Below are 22,301 nucleotides of genomic sequence, written 5' to 3'. Positions count from 1 at the left end.
GATTATAATAAACGACTCAATTTGCTGCGCTTTTAAATCACTTTCCTTTAATGAGGACTAGGGAAAGGTCCTTTGAAACGCATTAATTAAAGTCGCTTATTACAAATGCTATATCTTATAATCTTCTATAAAAACAGTATGATTCTAGCCTCGAACTTCTCTAATTGTTGCTAAAGTTGCTCTGACAGTTGTTTCTAAAGCAGCAAAATCCTGGCTTTTCAAAATATCAGTTGAAATAAGCTGTGAACCAATGCCGACACAAGTCACACCGGCGTCAAACCAACTTTTCAGATTGTCTCTATCGGTTGAAACTCCTCCAGTGGGCATAATACTCGTCCATGGACAAGGGCCTTTGATTCCTTTGACAAATTGTGGTCCGTAAACATCGCCCGGGAATAATTTTACTATTTCACAACCCAATTCTTCGGCGCGTGCAATTTCAGTAAGTGAAGCACAACCTGGTGACCACAATACTTTTCGGCGGTTACAAACGATTGCAATGTCTTCTCTCAAAACTGGAGTCACAATAAAATTAGCGCCTAATTGCATATACAATGAAGCAGCCGCAGCATCTGTTATCGAACCAACTCCCAAGATCATTCCCGGTAATTCGGCTAAGGCATATTTATTCAATGCACCAAAAACCTCAAAAGCAAAATCACCTCTACTGGTAAATTCCATAAGACGTGCTCCACCATCATAACAGGCTTTAATCACTTTTTTTCCCAGTTCAACATCGGTATGAAAAAACAAAGGAACCATCCCTGTAGAAGCCATTACACTTGCTACTTCTATTCTTGAATATTTTGCCATATTTTTTAATTTATCTTGAAACTAATCCGGCACCATCACCATCTAGCATGTTTTCAACTTCTTTTAAGGTCACTAAATTATAATCGCCTGCAATGGTATGTTTTAAACAACAGGCCGCTACTGCAAAATCTAACGCTCTTTGATCGTTATTTGGATATTCTAACAAACCATAAATCAATCCGCCCATAAAAGCATCTCCACTACCCACACGATCTACCACAGGAGTCACTTCTTTTACAGCGGCATTATAAATGGTTTTTCCGTCAAATAAAATTCCTCCAATTCGTTGGTGTGATGCACTAACCGAATAGCGTAATGTTGTGGCAACTGTTTTTAAGTTAGGACACAATTCAAACAACTTTGAATATAAAACAGGTAAAGATTTCGTGTCTTGATAATTTGGATTTACTTTATCAATTCCTAACATAAAATAAGCCGTATCAATATCGCCTAAAACCACATTACTGTAACTCAATAATTCAGGCATAACTTCGCTGGGCGTTTTGCCATATTGCCATAATTTAGACCTATAATTTAAATCGCATGAAATGGTTAAACCTAATTTATGAGCTACTCTTACGGCTTCTAAACAGGCTTCGGCAGCACTCGCAGATATGGCAGCAGTAATCCCACTCCAATGAAACCAAGTAGCTCCTTCTAATACTTTTTCCCAATCAATGGTTCCTTTTTTAATGGTTGCCATCGAACTATGAGCACGGTCATAAACTACATTACTGCCTCTAGTTCCCGCACCTGTTTCAAGATAATAGGTACCTAAACGTTCTCCTCCAAAAATTACATTTTTGGATTCAACATTCATTTTTCGCATTTCTTTTAATGCACAAATACCAATTTCATTATTAGGAATACGCGTTACAAATTCTGCCTTTCCACCATAATTAGCAATCGACACACACACATTAAATTCGCCACCACCATAGGAGGCAGTAAATGCCTTGGCTTGCTCAAAACGCAAATGTCTCTCTGTTGAAAGGCGTAACATTATTTCACCAAAAGCAACTACTTTACTCATATAATTTATAATTAATGTTCTATTTCATATAAGGAATCTCTTTTCAATCCTTAAAATTTAAAATATTCTTTGGCATTATTATAACTAATGTCCGAAACCATTTTACCTATCCATTCCATGTCATTTGGAAGTTCGCCTCTTTTAATTTCATCTCCTAAAAGATTACAAAGAATCCTTCTGAAATATTCATGTCTTGGAAACGATAAAAAGCTTCTGGAATCGGTCAACATTCCTATAAAACAACTAATCAATCCCATGTTTGAAAGTGCATTCAGTTGTTTGGTCATTCCGTCTTTTTGGTCTAAAAACCACCATCCGGAACCAAATTGTACTTTCCCTTTTACGCTTCCGTCATTGAAATTTCCAATCATGGTTGCCATGACTTCATTATCGGCAGGATTTAGATTGTAAATAATGGTTTTTGTCAATTTATTTTTACGGTCTAAAGCATTTAAAAAGCCCGATAATTTTTGAGCCTGCGGATAATCTCCAATGGAATCCCATCCAGTATCAGGGCCTAAAATGCGGTGCATGCGTTCATTATTATTTCTTAGCGCGCCCAAGTGAAACTGCTGTATCCAACCGTATTGGTGATAGGTTTCAGATAAAAACAATAAGATGGCGGTTTGGAATTTTAACGCTTCTTCATTACTGATTTCCTTGTTTTCTCTCTTCTTTTTGAAAATTGCATTTACTTCACTTTCCGTAAAATTTTCAAAATAAATTTGGTCTAAACCATGATCGCAAAGTTTGCAACCATTTTTATCAAAAAAGTCAATTCTGTTGGTAAGCGCAGAACACAAATCGGTATACGTATGAATTGAAATTCCTGCAACTTCTCCTAAAGTATCGATATAGGCATTGTACCCATCATTCGAAATCAAGATGGCTTTGTCTGGTCTAAAAGCGGTACTAACTTTTGTTTCAAAACTGCTTTTTGCTAATTGTTGGTGAAATTCTAAAGTATCAATTGGATCTTCGGTAGTGCAAACAAATTCGGCATTTACTTTGCGAAGTAAATTTCGAGTGCTGTATTCTGGTGAATTTATTTTGGCGGAAGCCTCAAGATATATTTTCTCAGCCGATTTTTCGTTTAACAAATCATAGATATCAAAATAACGGGCCAATTCCAGATGCGTCCAATGATACAAGGGATTTCGCATCGTGTAAGGAACTGTTTTTGCCCAATTCATGAATTTATCTTTATCGGAACCATTACCCGTAATAAATTGTTCGTTGATTCCCAAAGTACGCATCGCACGCCATTTATAATGATCGCCGTTGATCCAAACTTGGGTGATATTTTCAAAAATTTTATCTTCAGCAATAAACTGTGGCGACAAGTGATTGTGATAATCGATTATAGGCTGATTTTTAGAATAATTATGATATAATTCTTCGGCGTATTTATTCTCTAATAAAAAATTGTCGTTTATAAATTTTGTGCTCATTATAAATTTCTTAAATATTAATTTTCATTTGAAGGTTTTCCGATAGTGGCTAATATTCCTCCATCTACATATACAATTTGCCCATTTACAAAATCACTTGCTTTAGAAGCCAAAAAGACAGCGGTACCCGCTAAATCTTCTGGGTTACCCCAACGTGCAGCCGGCGTTCTATTAATTATAAATTCATTAAACGGATGTCCATCAACTCGAATAGATTCCGTTTGTGTTGTTGCAAAATAGCCCGGACCAATTCCGTTTACCTGAACATTATATTTCGCCCATTCAGTAGCTAGATTTCGGGTCAACATTTTCAAACCTCCTTTTGCAGCTGCATAAGCCGAAACACTATTTCGTCCCAATTCGCTCATCATCGAGCAAATGTTTATTATTTTACCTTCTTGTCTTTCAATCATTTGCTTAGCAACTAATTGTGACATAATAAAAGGCCCTACTAAATCCACATCGATCACTTTTCTGAAATCACTGACAGGCATTGTTATTGCCAACTCTCTTTTAATAATTCCAGCGTTATTAACCAGTATATGGATATCTCCTAACTCTTTTGTAATTAATGCAATGTTTTCTGCCGCTGCTTTTTCATCAGTTACATCAAACAAATATCCAGATACAGTGTATCCTTTGCTTTTATAATACGCCAGGGCTTCTTCCATTTTTAATGGCGTTGTCCCTGTAATTACAAGCGCTGCCCCTGCCATTGCCAATCCTTCAGCCATTGCTAAACCTAAACCATGAGTTCCTCCGGTTATAAGTGCTCTTTTTCCTTTTAAATCAAATAAATTCATAGTTACTTATCTTAATTCATTTGGTGCAACAATATCCATGTCGCCATAATCTAAATTCTCTCCCGCCATTCCCCATATAAAAGAATAGTTTGAAGTTCCTGCGCCGGAATGAATAGACCATTCCGGAGATAAAACGGCTTGGTGGTTTTGCATAAAAATATGTCTCGTATTTTGAGGTTCTCCCATAAAATGGCAAACCGTTTGTGGCGCTTCTAAATCAAAATAGAAGTACGCTTCCATGCGTCGGTTGTGCGTGTGAGCCGGCATGGTGTTCCAAACATTTCCTGCTAACAATTCAGTAAGTCCCATTTGCAACTGACAAGTCTCCACTATACTATTTACTATTAGTTTGTTTAAAACTCTTCTATTAGCAGTTTTTTCCTCTCCCAATTGGATTACTTCAGCATCCTCTTTTCCTACTTTTTTGTTTGGGAATTTTTTATGTGCTGGTGCAGAATTAATATAAAATAAAGGTTGTTCTCCATTTGCTCCAGCAAAAACAACTTCCTTACAACCTTGACCTACATATAAAGCTTCTTTTTTTTGTAAATCATATTGCACTCCATCAACAGTAACTGTACCGCTTCCTCCTACATTTATAATTCCTAATTCTCTTCTATCAAGAAAGTTTTCAGATTTCAAATAAGGAATCGTTTCTAATTTCAAACTCCCATTAACAGGCATTATACCACCAACAATGTACCTATCATACATAGAATAAGTCAATTGGATTTCATTTTCAACGAATAGCTTTTCTATTAAAAATTGATCTCTCAATTCGTCTGTTCCATATTTCTTAACGTCCGTTGGATTTGTGGCGTATCTGAATGAAAAATTTGTCATAATTAAATAGTTTAATGTAATCGATTACGCAAATATACTTTATATTATATTAATTACAATTTATTTTAATAAAAAAGCACTTATGATAAAAATAATGAGTCTGAAAATAGTTTAATCCATAAAAAAAACCGTCAATCCTCTGGCACCATGAGCACCTAAAACTAACGATTGTTCAATATCGGCAGTTTTTGAAGGTCCGGCTATGAAAGTCCCAAAACCATATTCCTGATTTCCGATACGGTCATAGGCCTGATGCATCGTTGCAACAATATCTTTTTTATTTACTACAATTGCCAAATATTGAGGAATAAATGTAGACACGCGTTGTCCTAACAAATCATCCGTTACCCAAAGTGCCGAATTTTCAGCAACACCAAAATGAGCCTTAACCAAAGTCAATTCGACATTTTCCAAACTATGCGGATCATCGTTAAACCAATCAGTCGCTGCAATTTCAGCAAGTTCTGGAATAGTGGTAATCATTCTTTTTTCGGTAGCATAATTTTTTTTGACAAACGAAATTATAGCATCATAATTAAGAACTTCCACAAAGTCGCCGCCAATACCTTTTAATACCGCTTTATATTTATCGAGTATCTCAAAAGATTCCAATCCTAAAGTACCTAAATTAGGTAATTCACTGATTGCTGTCGGTTGGTTTTGTTTTATTTTTTCTAAAATAGTGGTTCTACTACTCATCTTTTTTGTCTTTAGATTCCTTTGCATTTTTCTTGTACCATTCTCTAAATGATTCTTCGGGTGGCGCAGGCATTTCTCTTTGTTTGTACCAAGGATTAAGGCTATTATTAACTAAAACTGGCATGTTTTTCATCACAAATCGTCCTGCTTTTCCAGCAAAATCAAAAACCATAGGATTGGCCAAAACGGTTGCCATTCCTTTCATTGCGACCGTTTTTCCTAGTGGAGTATGTCCTTCTTTTACCAATACCTGACGCCACTTATACAATTGATTGTGAATATCAATTTTTACGGGACAAACATTCGTGCAAGAACCGCAAAGGGTACTGGCAAAAGGCAAATCAGCATTTTTACTCATATCAAGATTTGGTGCTAATATGGAACCAATAGGTCCCGCCACCGCATTATGATAACTGTGTCCTCCACTTCGTCTGTAAACCGGACAGGTATTCATACAAGCTCCACAACGGATGCACTTCAATGAACTCCTGAAATCTTCTCTTCCTAGTTGGGTCGTTCTGCCATTATCGACAATAACAATGTGCATTTCTTTCCCATCTCTAGGCGTTTTAAAATGACTGGAAAAAGTGGTAATGGGTTGTCCCGTTGCGCTTCTTGCCAATAATCGAAGAAAAACACTCAAATGTTTACGCTGTGGAATTATTTTTTCAAAACCCATACAGGCAATATGTACATCAGCAAGATGTACACCCATATCAGCATTCCCTTCATTAGTACAAACTACAATTTCACCGGTTTCAGCAATAGCAAAATTGACTCCCGTCAAAGCCACTTTTCTCGTAAGGAAAGTATCTCTAAGATGCAATCGTGCTGCTTCGGTTAAATATTGTGGGTCATTATTTCCTTTTTCTGTTCCAAGGTGTTCGTGGAACGTTTCGCTTACATCTTCTTTTTTGAGGTGAATCGCTGGCAAAACAATATGACTTGGCGGTTCTTTTCTAAGTTGAACGATACGTTCCCCTAAATCAGAATCGATTACATCAATACCTTTTTCGGATAAATATTCATTCAAATGGCATTCTTCGGTAAGCATGGATTTAGATTTAACCATCTGCTTCACGCCATGTTTTTCCATTATGGAATGGACTATTTTATTGTGTTCATCAGCATCCGCAGCCCAATGAATGGTAATCCCATTTTTCTGGGCATTCGATTCAAATTCAAGTAAATAATCATGCATATTCGAAAGCACATTATTCTTGATTTCTGAAGCCGTTTCTCTTAGCAATTCCCATTCCGGAATTTGATGTGCTGCTTTATCTCGTTTTTCACGAACAAACCAAAGCGTTTCATCATGCCAATCAACTCGTTTTACATCTTTATTAAAAATCGCTGCAGCCTCGCTATGTTCTAAATTACTTTTCATATGGTAGCGTTTAATATTTCCGCAATGTGAATAATTTTTATCGGGCTTTTTTGTCTTTTCAAAATACCTTCTAAGTGCATTAAACAGGACATATCACCGCCGGTAATGTATTCTACCTGATGGGCTTCATGGTCTTTTATACGATCTTGTCCCATTTTTACAGAAATCGCTTCTTCGGTTACACAAAAAGTACCTCCAAATCCACAACATTCATCTTTCCTGCTTAATGAAACCAGATTTATTCCGTCTATTCTACTTAATAATTGTTCCGGTTTAGAGAAAAATGGCGCATTCAATTCCGTCATTTGCGAAAGCTTCAATCCCCGTTGTCCATGGCAACTTTGATGCATCCCTACTTTGTAAGGAAAATTTCCGGGAATCATTTCGATTTTCAAAATATCGGTGATAAACTCGGTTAATTCGAAAACTCGCTTTCTCATTTGAGAAGCCAATGCTTCATTGTTTTCATCATGCAAATGTTCTTTTACATGTAGTACACAACTTCCCGAAGGACAAACTATAAAATCAAACTCAGCAAAATTGGCAATAAAATTAGTATCACAACCTTTTGTCAAATGTTCGTATCCGCTATTGGCCATGGGTTGACCACAACAGGTTTGCTTCATTGGAAAACGAACATCACAGCCTAATTTCTGTAATAATTCATAGGTTGCAATAGCCACTTTTGGGTAAAATTGGTCCACATAACACGGTATAAAAAGTCCAATTTTCATATTAATGTTTGTAAAATTTTAAATCAATCAAATCATTTTGAATCGGTTTCGGATTCCAATTTTTATGAATCGCCAAGGCAGCACCTAGAGCACTTGCTTGCGCCATAGAAGCGGCATACACTTCCATTTCCGGGAAAGCTTCTGCCAATAAATTCATAAAAATAGAGTTTTTACTAAAACCACCATCTACAAATACCTTTTTAGCGGGACTGTTATGAATCACTAAGTTAGTTGAAAGTATTTGCTGCGCAACGATATCCAACATCAATTGGTGATAGGCAATTTCGTAATTTTTGAAATCACTAAGATTTCTCTTTTCGAAAGGAGATTCTTGAAGAATTTTATATTTATCATCACTGGAAGAGTATCTTTTTAGATTGATTTCCCTCAATTTAGAGATGATATTTTTGTCAAAAAGAATCTCTTTATACGAATCTAATGGCACTCCAAAATGACTCGCTAGCTTTTTGGTTTGCACTTCATGTTCATTACCGGCAAACAAACGAGCAGCTTTTACAGGCTTTTCTTTGTATTGCAAATAGCACAAACAGTCGTATTGCATTTCATCAAAAGTCAATGGGGTGTCATTGAATGGATTCATGGAAATACTCCAAGTCCCGGTAGACAATAAAACGAAAGGCTCCGTAAAATTTATCATATAAGGAATAATTGCCGAAGAACTATCATGTAATCCTACTCCAACGGATATATCTCCTATTATATTTATAGTATGTCCTGCATCGTGAATACGCGGAATTTTATCTGCAATATCTTCTTTCTTAAGCCATTTGTGATACTTCATCTTCTTGAAATTCCAAAGATTGGTATGACAACCGATACTGGTGATATCCGCAAAATATTTACCCGTTAAAAGAGAACTTAAATATTGTGGCAAGTGCAAACAATAAGCTACTTTCGCAAACAACTCCGGGTTTTCCTCTTTCAAACGGTAAATCTGCATTCCGGAATTTAAACTTCCTAAAATAGGAGAAGCTGTTTTTAGAGCAAACTTTTCTTCTCCTTTATATTTGTCATAAAACTTCTTTTTTAGTGCTTCTGGATATGGTTTTAGATAATTATATAATGGTGTTAAAGAATTACCTTCTTCATCCACATAAATAAAACTGGCTCCATAGGTACTAAAATTTACTGCTTTTAAGATATATTCTTTTAATTCCTGCATTTCTGACAACCTAAAAACGATCCAGTTTCTGAGTTCTGCAATGTCTTCACAAGGGAAACCATCCTCATCCACTGTTTCTGGAAGATTCACTGATTTTTCCCAAACAATTTGATAATTTTCATTAAACAGAAAGACTTTTTTGTTTGTTTTACCAATATCAAAAATCGCTACTACATTCATTTTTGATTGGTTTTATAGGCCCGTTGCTACAGTTTTGAGTCCTCTTTCAGTGATAAGACCTTTTCTTATTGCAAGATCACGGTATAATCCAACCGGATTCAAAGCAGCACCTGAACGCAAACGTGCTTCGGCTACTAAGGCACGAACATCCGTGCGGAAAGCATTTTGTAAAATCTCTTGCGCCCTCACGACATCATTTTCGTTCTGGGCAATTTCTAATGCTTTTCTGTCCACCAAAAGTGCTTGTGTATATGCAATCATAATTGCTTCTACCGATTGTAATAAATCTTCCATAGGATCTTTGACATTATGAGAAGCATCAATCATCCAACCTAAATCAGTAGCATGATTCATTCCTTTGGCATCCATTCCTTCTACCAATTCATTGAAAATCAAGAATAATTGGTATGGTTTTAATGCACCAGCAGTCAAATCATCATCTCCATATTTTGAATCATTGAAATGGAAACCACCTAATTTTCCTTCCATTAATAATAAAGCAACAATTTGCTCAATATTGGCATTTGGAAGATGGTGTCCTAAATCAACCAAAGTGAAGGCTTTGTTACCTAATTTTTTCACATAAGAATAGGATTGACCCCAATCCGCTACTGTAGTAGAATAAAAATTAGGTTCAGCACATTTATATTCTAAAAACATTTTCCAATTTGATGGCAACGCGGCATAAATTTCTTCTAAACTTTCCAGTGTATTTTGGTAGGCCTTACGGAAATTTAATTGTCCCGGAAAACAAGAACCGTCAGCAAGCCAAACCGTTAATGATTCAGAACCTAAAGCAATTCCTTGTTGAATCACTTCAATATTGTGTTCGATGGCTTGTTTACGAACCGCTTTATTCACGTTTTGCAACGAGCCAAATTTATATGAATGAGTCTGATTTACCTGATTTTGAAAGGTATTTGAATTAACTGCATCGAATTTTAAGTTGTGTTGTGCAGCTAATACTTTAATCGCTTGATAATCCGTCGGTATATCCCAAGGAATGTGTAAAGAGATCGCTCCAGAAGCATTGTTTAAAGCGTGTAACAAACCTACATCTTCAATTTTTTCTTCTAATGAACGTGGTTCTCCACCACCTGGAAAACGACCAAAACGCGTTCCTCCTGTTCCTAAAGCCCAAGATGGAATGGCTATTTGGAAATCAATTAATTTTTGGATAATATTTTCGGTTTCACCAATTTCTGATGCAGTGAAAACTAATTTATTTTTATGAGCCTTAAACAGCTCATCATTATGGGAAGTTATTTTGTTTGATTCAATTAACATAGTATTTTTTTATAAAGTTAAATAAAAACTTATTTTAAAATGGTTACTTAGATGAAATTGTATTTTGAGAACTATTATCAGTTTGTTTTATTTTAAATTAAAAAATCTAATACCCAATGGCATTGGGTATTAGAAAAAACAACCCTAATAACTAAAAAAACTATCTGTAAAAGCCCATTGCTACTCCGCCATCAACATTCAAGGCGTTTCCTGTAGACTTACTCAACAAGCCACCTACAAATGCAAAACAGGCATTGGCAATATCATCAGGCAATATAATTTCATTCAATAAAGTACGTTTCGCATAATAAGCAGGTAATTCAGCTACCGTAATACCATACGCTTTTGCACGACCTTCCGCCCAACCCCCTGACCAAATATTGGAATCCGAGATTACAGCATCTGGGTTTACCGTATTAACACGGATTTTATCTGCACCTAATTCGGCAGCCATCAAACGTGTTAAATGCGCTTGAGCTGCTTTTGCTGAACCATAACCAGGATTATTTGGTCCTGCAACTACTGCATTTTTAGATACGATATTTACAATATCTCCACCAAATCCTTGCTTACGCATTACTTCAGTTCCGGCTTTAGAAACAATAAATTGTCCTTTTACCAAAATATCATACAATCTATCCCATTCTTCTAAAGTATGTTCTGCAATAGATTTTGAGATACTAATTCCAGCATTATTAACGATAATATCTGCTCCACCAAAAGCTAAACAGGCAGCATCCAATGCTTTTTCAGTACTATTTTCATCGGTTACATTCAATAAAGTGCTAGAAATTGCATCCTTTCCAAAAGTCTTGATGAAATCAGCAGTAGCACCTTGTAAACGCTCTTCGTTAATGTCATTGATAACAACACAAGCACCTTCTTGTGCAAATCTTTTTGCGATAGCTTTTCCAATTCCTCCTGCAGAACCTGTAATCAAAGCGATTCTTCCTGACAAGGCTTTTGGTTTAGCCATACGCTGTAATTTAGCTTCTTCCAATAACCAATATTCAATATCAAAAGCTTCCTGACGGGGCAACGAAGTGTATTCTGAAACGGCCTCAGCACCTTTCATCACATTTACTGCATTAATATAATATTCTGATGCCAAACGCGCCATTGTTTTATCTTTTGCGAAAGTAAACATTCCTACTCCCGGATATAAAATCACCACAGGATTTGGATCACGCATCGCTGGTGAATTTGATTTCTTACATGTATTGTAATAGTCTGAATACATCGCACTATACGCTTCAAAAGCAGGAGTTAATTTTGCTTTAATCGCTTCCACATCTGATAAATCTTCATTTGGGTCTAATTCCAGTACTAAAGGACTGATTTTAGTACGTAAGAAATGGTCTGGACAAGAAGTCCCAAGAGGAGCCAATTTCTCCAAATCATTCGAATTAATAAATTCCAATACTCTGGCATCATCTGTATAATGACCTATCATTTTGCGCTCTGATGAACAGAAACCACGTAATATAGGAGCTACTTTAGCCGCTTTCAACTGACGTGCTTCTATAGCAAGACTTTCTATCTTTTGACCTCCAAAAACTGGACGATTTTTACCGTAGTTGCTTTCAAGATATTCAGCACATTTTTCAGTTACTTCAAGCGTGTTTACATAACTTTCGTAAGAAGTGTCTCCCCAAGTAAACAAACCGTGAGAACCCAACATTACTCCTTTTAGTTTTTTCCCTTTTGCTTCAGCTTCTTCAAGACAAGCACGCATTTGTAATCCCAAGTCGAAACCTGGACGTTGCCATCCCACCCAACCAATTTCTCCGTTGAATAATTCTTCGGTAATTTTTGCTCCATCTTTAGCCGCTGCAATAGCAATAGCCGCATCAGGATGCAAGTGATCAATGTGTTTGAAAGGTAAAAAACCATGCAATGGTGTATCAATAGAAGGTGCCTTTGAAGCTAAATCAAAAACACAGTGATTGAATAATTCAACCATTTCATCTTCAAATTCGATTCCTCTGTATACGTTTTCAAGATTGAGAAGTCTTTCTAAATAAAGTGCCGCACAACCTGATTTTGTTAATGTTCCAATGTCTCCACCAGAACCTTTTATCCACATTACTTCAGAATTAGCTCCAGTCAGTGGGTCTTTATCCGTAACTTTAACGGAAGTGTTTCCACCGCCATAGTTCGTTAGTCTCAAATCGGCACCTAATAAATTAGAACGATATATAAAAAGGGCTACTTCATCTCCTGCTAATGCTGCAGCTTTAGAATCATCCCAAAGATAGCTTACGTGCTGAAAAGTCATGTTGTTTGTGTTAATATTTGACATGTTGTTATATTAAAAATTGTTATAAAAGAGTTTGAAAACTATAGCGTTAAAGAGAATTTCCAATTCCCACCAGAACGATTGAAGACAAGATGAGTCCAATACCCCAAAGGAATGTTCTAAAAGTCCTTTGGGAAACGCCAGACCATTCTTTTAAATAAAATCCCCAAAAATTAGCCGTTAAAATAATGGTTGACATGTGTAAAATCCAAGAGCTAGCTCCGTTCCCTAATTTGCTTTCGCCCATTCCATAAAAAAAGAATTGTAAAAACCACATCGTACCTGCAATTGCTGAAAATAAGGTGTTTTTAGCGATTGGAGTTTGACTGTTAGTGTAATCTCCAAAAGTTTTGTTTTTAAAATTTAGGTACATACACCAAATAAAATTGGTAGTAAGTCCTCCCCAAAGCAACACAATATAAGTCACATTATTTTGAAATAAAGGATTAGATCCTAGCCTTACCGCTTCATCTGCCATTGGTTTTCCTGCTTCTATTCCAAAATTAAAAAACGAGCTAAGTATTCCAGAAATGACAGCAATTATAAGTCCTTTGACCAGACTAAATTCTTTATCACTATTTTCAGGTCTATCTTTAGAAAAATCAGCTTCTTTAAGCATTCCTGCTTTTCCGGACATGGCAATCCCGATAAGACAAACCAAAACACCTAATAAAACGAGTTGTCCACCTGTATTGGAAAGCATATCGGTAAAAGAGACTTTACCTTCAACAGGATAAAAATTATAATAAATAGAAGGCACTAATGCCCCAAAAGCCGAACAAAACCCTAATACAATTGAATTCCCCAAAGACATTCCCAAATAGCGAACACCAAGACCATAAGTAAGCCCTCCTATTCCCCAAATCAATCCCATAGAATACGTAACCGTTTTAACCGTTGGAACTGCGGCACTAATAATTTCAGTAAACCCAGGAATAGTTAAATAAGCCGCAATTGGCGGAACAATTAACCAAGAGAAAAATCCTCCTACAATCCAGTAGCTCTCCCAAGCCCAACCTTTTACTTTTTTAAAAGGCATGTAAAAACTTCCTGAGGAGAAACCTCCTATGGAGTGAAAAAGAATTCCGAATAATGCACCCATTTAAGATTATAATTTAAGATTAATGATTCTGGTCTTGTAAAATAAGAGAATTTACAAAACAAAACAGTCCTATACAGTCCTTATAAAAATATGCTTTTTCCTGTTTTTTAATGATTTATTTAAATAGGAAACTATTTGAAAAGCACAAAAAAATATTGACTTACAACACTTTGTAAAAACAATATAATCTTAAAGCGGATTCAATTTGGATTAAAAAAATGCTGCAATTCTATTTCAAAATGATATTTTTCTGAATCGACAGTTTTGCTTTTTGCATTTATAACAGCCCTGTTTTTTTTAATTTCGTCAATTTTATTAGTTGAAAATATAATAATGATAATCTATATCATATAAATTTAATCCCCTTAATTAGTTGAAGATTATTAATTAAGTTTGGTATTGAGACAAAATGGAAAGATTGTTAAAGATGTGCCTATTTATAGATACGAGTAAACTCTATTCACTTTTTAACTACTGAATTTAAGCAGGTTATAATTAGCTGGATTATATTCAAATTATCAGTAGCATACCAAAGTGTAACTCGTTTTTATGATAATTTTTCGTCAATTCAAGTGATCCGCCGAGGTCATCGTATCCAAAACAGATAAATTATTATTGTATTATAAAGAGCCTCTGAGAACCAGTTCGAACGGATTTTCGATATGTTCTTTTGAAGCGTTCAAAACCAGTTCTGCAGCTGTTTTTCCCATAGCCGCAAAATCAGTTGAGATTGTGGTGAGCCCATTCATAATAAATTTTTTGAGAGGTGTTTCATTATAGGAGATAACCCCAACTTGTTCCCCCACTGTTAAATTTAAGCTAATAATTTTATCTAGGATTTTAACTAAATCTTCCTCCATCAAATTAATATAAACTTCTCCTCCATTTACTTCTTCAAGATCCAAGTCGTGCACAATTTTATAGTTAAAAGCATAACTATAACAAAAATTTTTAAACCCTTTTACGATCTCCTCAGGAAAATAACTGTTTTCAGGAAATATTAGTTTTAAGGTGTGGTATTTACTCAAAGGTTCTAAAGCTTTACTAAGTGCATTGTAAATATCTTCTTCAAAGTTTTCGTAAACGGCGCCATAACTCCCCGTAACTCCTTCAATTTTTTTTCCTACTATGATTAATTTTTCTTTAGGTATCCCTTCGATCAACATCTGATATCCTTCTGTTTTTTCGGTAAAATGGGGAATAATTACATAATTTGTATAAACACTTTTTTGTTGGTTTAACATTTTTTTAAACAAACCATAATCATTATTATAAATATAAAAATCAATAGCTGCTTTTTCACCTAAAGTCTCCACAAAAGCATCATAGATGATTTTCTTATGAGCGCTCAATTTATTGAACATTAAAAATATTTTTAAATCCTGCGAAACATCGGTACTGGCAATAAAGTAGCCTTTTCCTTGAAAAGCTTCCAAAATACCTATTTTTTTTAATTTATTATATCCTTTTTCAATCGTAACCCTTGATATTTCATATTGAAAACTCAATTCATTGATAGACGGCATAGCATCTCCTTTTTTAAGGATACCTTGATTTATGGCATTCACCACTGCATTGACTAACTGTTGATACTTTGGAGTAGCTGAAAGTTCATCAATTCTGAGGCAATCAATTTTTGGGTTATTTTTCATAAAATTTCATTATTTAGATATTATTCAAATAGTGTAAATTTGTAATAAATATTACAAATTTATACTATTTTTTTACTAAAGACATTTATCAAGCCCACTACTAGCTTTCTTTTGTAAAAACATTCCAAATAAGGAATATTTCATAATTAAAAATGCTATAGAAAACACTACTTATTAATATACTGACTGGGAACAAAATTCAAAAAAGTTTTAAAACCTGCACTGTATTTTTTTAAATTTACCGTGTAATAAAAGGCTCCTTTTTTTGAATTGAGTTTGTCTTTATCTTCCAGCTTATCTAGCAATTTAGTTGATAGCAATTTTCGATTGAAATTTCCTTTATCAAATTCCATGTTATAAACGGCCTCATAAAGACTTTGCAATTGCGGCATGGTAAATTTATCCGGTAATAATTCAAACAATAATGGGTGTAGCGCGGCCTTGTACCGTAGTTTTTCTTTGGCCATTTCTACAATTGCTGTATGGTCAAAAATTAATTCGGGCAACTGATTGATGGAAAACCATGCCGGATGATAATCCTCATCAATTTGTTGGTTGTATTTTTGAATATCGATTAAAGCAAAATAAGCAATAGAGATCGTTCTTTCAACGGAATCCCTGTTTGGATCTGTAAAGCAATGTAATTGCTCCATATACAACCCATCAAGGCCAGTAAGATCGTTAAGCACCCGTCCTGCTGCACTTTCAGCACTTTCATTATCGTTGATAAATCCTCCTACCAAACTCCACTTCCCTTTAAAAGGTTCGAAACTTCTTTTTATAACCAACAATTTTAACTCCTGGCCATCGTAACCAAAAATGATACAATCGACTGCAAATAAAAATCGCTTTTGTTGAGAATAATGCTGCATACTTTTAAATGGTATATATTTTAAAATCAAATGCCCTTTAGTAAATTTTTTTAGTTAACAAATGACTGACTGTTCTTAACTAAACGGCATTGATTTGGTTTCTTTTAGTGTTCCAAAAACAAGTTATCTAAAAAATTATTTTACCAAAACTTAGCATACAAAGCAAAAATAATCAGCAATGTTATTACAATTAATACTGTGGTTTGTGGTTTTATTTTAAACATTTCGCTATCTAATTCAAATGCTTTCGGATTCACTTTTGGCCCTGCAAAACTGACAGTAATCATAAGAAGCATAGTAAACATAAATGATAATCCCATACAAATGTGGAATGGAATTTCAAATCCACCTTTTCCATTGGCGTAAGCTGTGTACAACAATGTTTCATTACCAAATAAAGCAGGTGCAAATTCATTAAATAAAACTGATAATAAGAAACCGGAGATTACCCCTATTATTGCAGCAGTTCCTGTAGTTCTTTTCCAGAACATCCCAAGGAAAAACATGGCAAATACACCGGGACTAATAAAGCCCGTATACTTTTGAATGTATGTAAAACCACCCACACCACCAATTCCAAGTACATCATTCCAAGTAAATAAAACAGCAAGCAGCATGGCTGCAAAAACAGCGTATCTTCCTATGTTCACCTGTCCTCTATCGGTAGCATCCTTTTGAATGTATTTTTTATGTATATCCAGGGTGTAAATAGTAGAAATACTATTTACCTTACCTGCTAACGACGCAACAATAGCGGCAGTCAAAGCCGCAACAGACAATCCTTTAAAACCCGTTGGAAGAAAAGTTAATACCGCAGAATAAGCCCCATCCTTACCTCCTACTAATTGTGGCAAATGTCCATTCTCATACAAAACATAGGCGGCAATACCGGGCAGCATAACAATTAGCGGCATTAATAATTTTAAAATTCCTGCAAACAAAATTCCTGTTCGGGCAGTTTGTAGATCCGCTCCCAATGCTCTTTGAGTGATGTATTGGTTACAACCCCAATAATTCAAATTAATAATCCAAATACCAGCCACGTATGACATTATTCCTGGAAAAGTAAGATACTTATTAATGTCATTTTGAGAAGAAGTCGCTGTTGGTTCCGGAATAATCATCTTAAAATGTTCCGGAGCTTCTCTCATCAATACTTTAAACCCTGCTATAGCATCTGATCCTACACCAAAATACTCCCCAACTGTAGTCAAAGCAATGTAAGAAGTAACTAATCCACCGATGATTAGAACAGCTACCTGAATTACGTCAGTGTAAGCAACCACTTTCATACCCCCTAAAGAGATTAATAAGGCAAAAACGGCAAGGCCTATCATAATAGCATGCAAATATTCTCCACCAGCCAATCCATTTATCGCTACAGCCCCTAAATATAAAATAGAAGTCAGGTTTACAAATACATATAAGAATAACCAAAAAACAGCCATGATTAAGGCAGTTGATTCATTGTATCTTGTTTTTAAAAATTGAGGCATGGTGTATATCTTATTTTTTAAATAAACAGGAATAAACCAAACGGCTACGATAATCAGAGCAATAGCAGCTACCCACTCATAAGCAGCAACTGCAATTCCTAAAAAGAATCCTTCCCCACTCATTCCAATAAATTGTTCAGCAGATATATTAGAAGCTATCAATGAGGCTCCAATAGCCCACCATGTCAGTGTTCCTTCTGCCAGAAAATAGGCTTTGGCATCGTGTTCGTTTTTTTCGCGTTTGCGATAAACGGTATAGCCATAAGTTGTTACTGCTATAAAATAGATAATAAATACTGCGTAATCAGCGAAGGCAAGGTTCTGGTTCATGTGTAATTTGGTTTGTTAATAGTATTAAAATGAGATCGTATTGATCTGTTATTTACGAAATAAACTGGTTCTAATTGTATCAATCATTATAAAGATTAATCTACTTGGTTAGTCTTTATTTTTTTTCAAATATATTATTATTTGTTAAATTGACAATTAATTTATTATATTATTTTTTTTTACAACTATATAAATGAATGATATATAAAAAAAGAGTTTCAATTGCCAAATTAATTATGAAAATCTATAAAACAAAAAACAGTAGCAAACTTAAGCCTACTACTGTTTAAAATTGTACTTTTATTTTTATTAATCCTGTATTACTTTTTCAGGACTAGACAAGGTTTACAATTAAATTTCTAAATCTTCTATAAGTTTAATACAAAATCATTCAATAATTTTGCATCATATTTTTCTTTGTCAAAAGTATACAAATAAGACCCTTTTCTGGAGGACATCATGTCTTTTTCATCTAGTTTTATCAGAATATCAAATGAATTTATCTTACTTATAAAATTCCTTTTATCCAGCTCTTTACTTAGAATGGCTTCATATAATTCCAGCAGTTGGCGCATCGTGAATTTTTCCGGTAAAAGCTCAAATCCAACAGGTTTTATAGAGGTTCGATAACGCAATCTTTTAATTGCATGGTCTAACATAGTGTCATGGTCAAAAATTAATTTAGGCGCTTGGGTAACACTAAACCATTGCGCATGATAATTTTGAATTAGTTCTTTATTATGGCTTTCTATATTTATCAAAGCATAATAAGCAACAGATATGGTTCTTTCTACAGGATCACGATCTATTTCACTGTAGACATGTAGCTGTTCCATATAAATATTCTGAAGCCCTGTATAGCTATTTAATATTCTAATAGCTGCACTATCTAGTACTTCCTCTTTTTTCAGAAATCCCCCTATTAAAGACCACTTCCCTTTTTCGGGTTCGAAATCTCTCTTAATTAAAAGTATTTTCAACCCTTCATTGTCAAATCCGAAGATGATACAATCAACTGCTAATAAAACCTTATCAGCAGAACTATAACTATTTAACATACTACTTTTTTTAGGGTAAATATATAAACTTCTTTATAGGTTTCATAATTTTATTAACGTGTATTCTACACTTAATTATTCGAAAAATAAAATAGGAAAATCAACAGAACAGAAAGTGAATATAAATTGAAAGGAGAGAGCGAAAATGAGACTTCAGACTTATTCTGTAACTGTTTTAAAATTAAAAAAAAGTTTTAGCCAGCTTTATATATTCTCATAAAAACCCGATGATGTACGAAAAAATATGTCTTAAAAACTAAAGATTCTAATTCTAATTACTATTTATTAGTGTTAATTAAGGGATATACTCAATTTTGGATTGTGCATGTCCCTCTTGATTTTGATTCTATTCACAAAAAATTTTCTCAAAAATTGAACCCGACAAAGGAACTTAACTGGGAAAACAAACCTATCCTACTGTTATGCAACTATTTCAATCATAAAAATGAAATAATCGCAATATAATAAATGTATATCGTACGTTTATTTTTTATTTTACTCGTAAAACGCTGTTTTTATGCGTTTTTGATAAAAATTATAATACCAAATTAAATTAAGTGTTTTTTACACACTTATAAAATAAATATATTATATTTGTAATTCTTTAAAAAGATTTTGGGATGAAAAATTATGTTATAGGATTAGATTACGGAACAGATTCTGTTCGAGCGATGTTAATAGACACTGAAAATGGGCAAGAGTTAGCATCAAATGTTTGTCAATACAAGCGATGGGCAACCAAAGAATATTGTAATGCATCCATAAATCAGTTTCGTCAGCATCCTTTAGATCATATCGAAGGATTAGAAACGACCATAAAATATGTTGTTCAAAATAGTAATGTAGACCCTTCTCTAATACGAAGCATTTGCATTGACACCACCGGTTCATCACCAGTACCCGTTACTAAAGATGGAATTCCTTTGGCTCTAACTGAAGGTTTTGAACACAATCCGAATGCGATGATGGTGTTGTGGAAAGATCATACTTCAATCCATGAAGCAAACGAAATCAATGAACTTGCCGAAAATTGGGGTGGAGAAAATTTCACCAAATATGTAGGCGGAATTTATTCATCAGAATGGTTTTGGGCAAAAATTTTACACATTGCAAGAGTAGATGCAGCAGTAAAAGACGCAGCCTATACTTGGATGGAACATTGCGATTTGATGACGTATTTATTGATTGACAATAAAGATTTAAAATCCTTCAAAAGGAGTCGTTGTGCAGCAGGTCATAAAGCCATGTGGCATGAAGACTGGAACGGTTTACCGCCTGAAGAATTCTTAGGTCAATTGCATCCATATCTTGCAACACTTCGCGGAAGATTATATGATGAAACCTATACTTCTGATTTGGTAGCCGGAAACTTAAGCCAAGAATGGGCAACACGATTAGGTCTTACAACGGATACTTTAATTGCTGTTGGAACTTTCGACGCACATTCTGGAGCAGTAGGAGCAAAAATTGAAGAGAATACTTTGGTTCGCGTGATGGGAACCTCAACCTGTGATATTATTGTAGATTCGAAAGAGTCAATCGGGACAAAAACCGTTCGTGGCATCTGCGGACAAGTTGATGGTTCCGTAATACCAGGATTTATAGGTCTTGAAGCGGGACAATCTGCTTTTGGAGATTTATTGGCTTGGTACAAAGAATTATTACTTTGGCCAACAGAACATTTATTGGCTACTTCTACCCTTTTGACCGATGTTCAAAAAGAGCAATTAAGAGCTGAAATGAGTGACAATTTAATAGTTCAATTGACCACCGAAGCAGAAAAGATTCCTTTATCCGAAAGTGTACCAATCGCTTTAGATTGGATTAATGGAAGAAGAACTCCAGATGCCAATCAGGAAATCAAAAGCGCTATTTCTAATTTATCTTTAGGGACAAAAGCACCACATTTATTCAAATCTTTAGTAAACGCCATCTGTTTTGGTTCTAAAAAAATAGTTGACCGTTTTGAAGAAGAAGGGGTAAAAATAAACAGCGTTATCGGAATTGGCGGTGTAGCGAGAAAATCGCCTTACATCATGCAAACCTTGGCAAATGTGTTGAATAAACCAATTAAAATTGCGGCATCAGACCAAACACCAGCTTTAGGCGCAGCGATTTATGCAGCAGTTGCAGCAGGAATTTATCCGAATGTAATTGAAGCAAGCCAAAAAATGGGAAGTGATTTTGACGGTGAATATTTCCCACAATTAGACAAAGTTGCCGCCTATAACAAATTGCTTTTAGCGTACGACCAACTAAGTTCTTTTGCAGATCCATCTATTAAAAAACTACACCATGAGCAGTATGTATAGTGATTTAAAACAAGAATGTTACGACGCAAACATGCAATTGAATGCATTGAATTTAGTAGTGTATACTTTTGGGAATGTAAGTGCCGTAGATAGAAAAAATGGCGTTTTTGCCATAAAACCCAGCGGTGTTCCTTACGAAGATTTGAAACCAGAAGACATTGTTATTGTAGATTTTGACAATAACATCATTGAAGGGAGCATGCGTCCCTCATCGGATACAAAAACACATGCTTATTTATATAAAAATTGGCCAAACATTGGCGGTGTAGCACACACTCACGCCACGTATTCTGTAGCTTGGGCACAATCACAAAGAGATATTCCAATTTTTGGAACGACTCACGCCGACCATTTAACCACTGATATTCCTTGTGCAGCGCCAATGGCGGACGCACTTATCGAAGGCAATTACGAACACAATACCGGAATTCAGATTTTGGATTGTTTCAAAGAAAAAAACCTTTCGTACGAGGAAGTAGAGATGATTCTCATTGGAAATCACGGTCCTTTTGCTTGGGGAAAAAATGCTGCAAAAGCAGTTTACAATAGTAAAGTTTTAGAGGTTATAGCCGAAATGGCACACTTGACTTTGCAAATAAACCCAAATGCACCAAGATTAAAAGATTCCTTAATAAAGAAACATTACGAACGCAAACACGGAAAAGATTCGTATTACGGACAGTAAAAAAACTTGTTTCAGGTTTAAAGTTTCAGGTTGTTGTTGCAACCTCAAACCATAAGCTAAAAGTCAAAAAAAAGAAAATATT

Annotated in this window: 18 protein-coding genes; 2 read left to right on the top strand and 16 right to left on the bottom strand. The window is 35.0% G+C overall.

All coding sequences use genetic code 11. The annotated features are described in order from the left end of the window. Nucleotides 1-144: 144 nt before the first annotated feature. The 16 genes from QLS97_RS09510 to QLS97_RS09435 form a co-directional block, all read right to left on the bottom strand. Complete coding sequence (locus QLS97_RS09510) at nucleotides 145-813, bottom strand: bifunctional 4-hydroxy-2-oxoglutarate aldolase/2-dehydro-3-deoxy-phosphogluconate aldolase (RefSeq protein ID WP_282716229.1); 669 nt, start codon at nucleotides 811-813, stop codon at nucleotides 145-147. A gap of 10 nt (nucleotides 814-823) precedes the next feature. After that, on the bottom strand, nucleotides 824-1,846 hold the full coding sequence (locus tag QLS97_RS09505; protein ID WP_282716228.1) for a sugar kinase: 1,023 nt from the start codon (nucleotides 1,844-1,846) through the stop codon (nucleotides 824-826). Nucleotides 1,847-1,896: 50 nt separating this feature from the next. Continuing rightward, a complete protein-coding gene (gene uxaC / locus QLS97_RS09500; RefSeq protein ID WP_282716227.1) occupies nucleotides 1,897-3,297 on the bottom strand; it encodes a glucuronate isomerase in 1,401 nt (466 codons plus the stop codon). A 17-nt stretch (nucleotides 3,298-3,314) separates the two neighbouring features. Then, nucleotides 3,315-4,100, bottom strand: a complete 786-nt coding sequence (locus QLS97_RS09495) for a gluconate 5-dehydrogenase (RefSeq protein ID WP_282716226.1) — start codon at nucleotides 4,098-4,100, stop codon at nucleotides 3,315-3,317. 6 nt (nucleotides 4,101-4,106) lie between these two features. Next, nucleotides 4,107-4,943 (bottom strand): 5-dehydro-4-deoxy-D-glucuronate isomerase, encoded by an 837-nt coding sequence (gene kduI, locus QLS97_RS09490; RefSeq protein ID WP_282716225.1) that lies wholly within the window; start codon nucleotides 4,941-4,943, stop codon nucleotides 4,107-4,109. A gap of 111 nt (nucleotides 4,944-5,054) precedes the next feature. Further along, complete coding sequence (locus QLS97_RS09485; RefSeq protein ID WP_282716224.1) at nucleotides 5,055-5,642, bottom strand: LutC/YkgG family protein; 588 nt, start codon at nucleotides 5,640-5,642, stop codon at nucleotides 5,055-5,057. Further along, the gene (locus QLS97_RS09480; RefSeq protein ID WP_282716223.1) at nucleotides 5,635-7,029 is read right to left on the bottom strand and encodes a lactate utilization protein B; all 1,395 of its coding nucleotides are present in this window, start codon (nucleotides 7,027-7,029) and stop codon (nucleotides 5,635-5,637) included. The genes QLS97_RS09485 and QLS97_RS09480 overlap by 8 nt, the downstream gene beginning before the upstream one ends. Continuing rightward, nucleotides 7,026-7,763, bottom strand: coding sequence for a (Fe-S)-binding protein (locus QLS97_RS09475; protein WP_282716222.1), 738 nt, complete (start codon nucleotides 7,761-7,763; stop codon nucleotides 7,026-7,028). The genes QLS97_RS09480 and QLS97_RS09475 overlap by 4 nt, the downstream gene beginning before the upstream one ends. Nucleotide 7,764: 1 nt before the next feature. Next, nucleotides 7,765-9,126: an FGGY-family carbohydrate kinase gene (locus QLS97_RS09470; protein WP_282716221.1), complete on the bottom strand. Its 1,362-nt coding sequence runs from the start codon at nucleotides 9,124-9,126 to the stop codon at nucleotides 7,765-7,767. Between the two features lie 12 nt (nucleotides 9,127-9,138). Further along, nucleotides 9,139-10,413, bottom strand: a complete 1,275-nt coding sequence (locus QLS97_RS09465) for a sugar isomerase (protein ID WP_282716219.1) — start codon at nucleotides 10,411-10,413, stop codon at nucleotides 9,139-9,141. A 160-nt stretch (nucleotides 10,414-10,573) separates the two neighbouring features. Next, nucleotides 10,574-12,715, bottom strand: coding sequence for a bifunctional aldolase/short-chain dehydrogenase (locus QLS97_RS09460; protein ID WP_282716218.1), 2,142 nt, complete (start codon nucleotides 12,713-12,715; stop codon nucleotides 10,574-10,576). A 46-nt stretch (nucleotides 12,716-12,761) separates the two neighbouring features. Then, a complete protein-coding gene (rhaT, locus tag QLS97_RS09455) occupies nucleotides 12,762-13,814 on the bottom strand; it encodes an L-rhamnose/proton symporter RhaT (RefSeq protein ID WP_282716216.1) in 1,053 nt (350 codons plus the stop codon). 620 nt (nucleotides 13,815-14,434) lie between these two features. Beyond that, nucleotides 14,435-15,466: a GntR family transcriptional regulator gene (locus QLS97_RS09450; protein ID WP_282716215.1), complete on the bottom strand. Its 1,032-nt coding sequence runs from the start codon at nucleotides 15,464-15,466 to the stop codon at nucleotides 14,435-14,437. 167 nt (nucleotides 15,467-15,633) lie between these two features. Beyond that, on the bottom strand, nucleotides 15,634-16,338 hold the full coding sequence (locus QLS97_RS09445; RefSeq protein WP_282716213.1) for an NUDIX hydrolase: 705 nt from the start codon (nucleotides 16,336-16,338) through the stop codon (nucleotides 15,634-15,636). Nucleotides 16,339-16,478: 140 nt separating this feature from the next. Further along, nucleotides 16,479-18,164, bottom strand: a complete 1,686-nt coding sequence (locus QLS97_RS09440; protein WP_282716211.1) for a sodium/sugar symporter — start codon at nucleotides 18,162-18,164, stop codon at nucleotides 16,479-16,481. Nucleotides 18,165-18,532: 368 nt separating this feature from the next. Continuing rightward, the gene (locus tag QLS97_RS09435; protein ID WP_282716209.1) at nucleotides 18,533-19,222 is read right to left on the bottom strand and encodes an NUDIX hydrolase; all 690 of its coding nucleotides are present in this window, start codon (nucleotides 19,220-19,222) and stop codon (nucleotides 18,533-18,535) included. 620 nt (nucleotides 19,223-19,842) lie between these two features. Here QLS97_RS09435 and QLS97_RS09430 point away from each other — a divergent pair. Next, nucleotides 19,843-21,534, top strand: coding sequence for a ribulokinase (locus QLS97_RS09430; RefSeq protein WP_282716206.1), 1,692 nt, complete (start codon nucleotides 19,843-19,845; stop codon nucleotides 21,532-21,534). Further along, on the top strand, nucleotides 21,518-22,219 hold the full coding sequence (locus tag QLS97_RS09425) for an L-ribulose-5-phosphate 4-epimerase (protein ID WP_282716203.1): 702 nt from the start codon (nucleotides 21,518-21,520) through the stop codon (nucleotides 22,217-22,219). Before QLS97_RS09430 ends, QLS97_RS09425 begins: the two co-directional genes overlap by 17 nt. Nucleotides 22,220-22,301: the final 82 nt, after the last annotated feature.

The organism is Flavobacterium yafengii, from assembly GCF_030010375.1.
Classification (GTDB): domain Bacteria; phylum Bacteroidota; class Bacteroidia; order Flavobacteriales; family Flavobacteriaceae; genus Flavobacterium; species Flavobacterium yafengii.
This window is presented reverse-complemented; position numbering and strand designations above follow the sequence as displayed.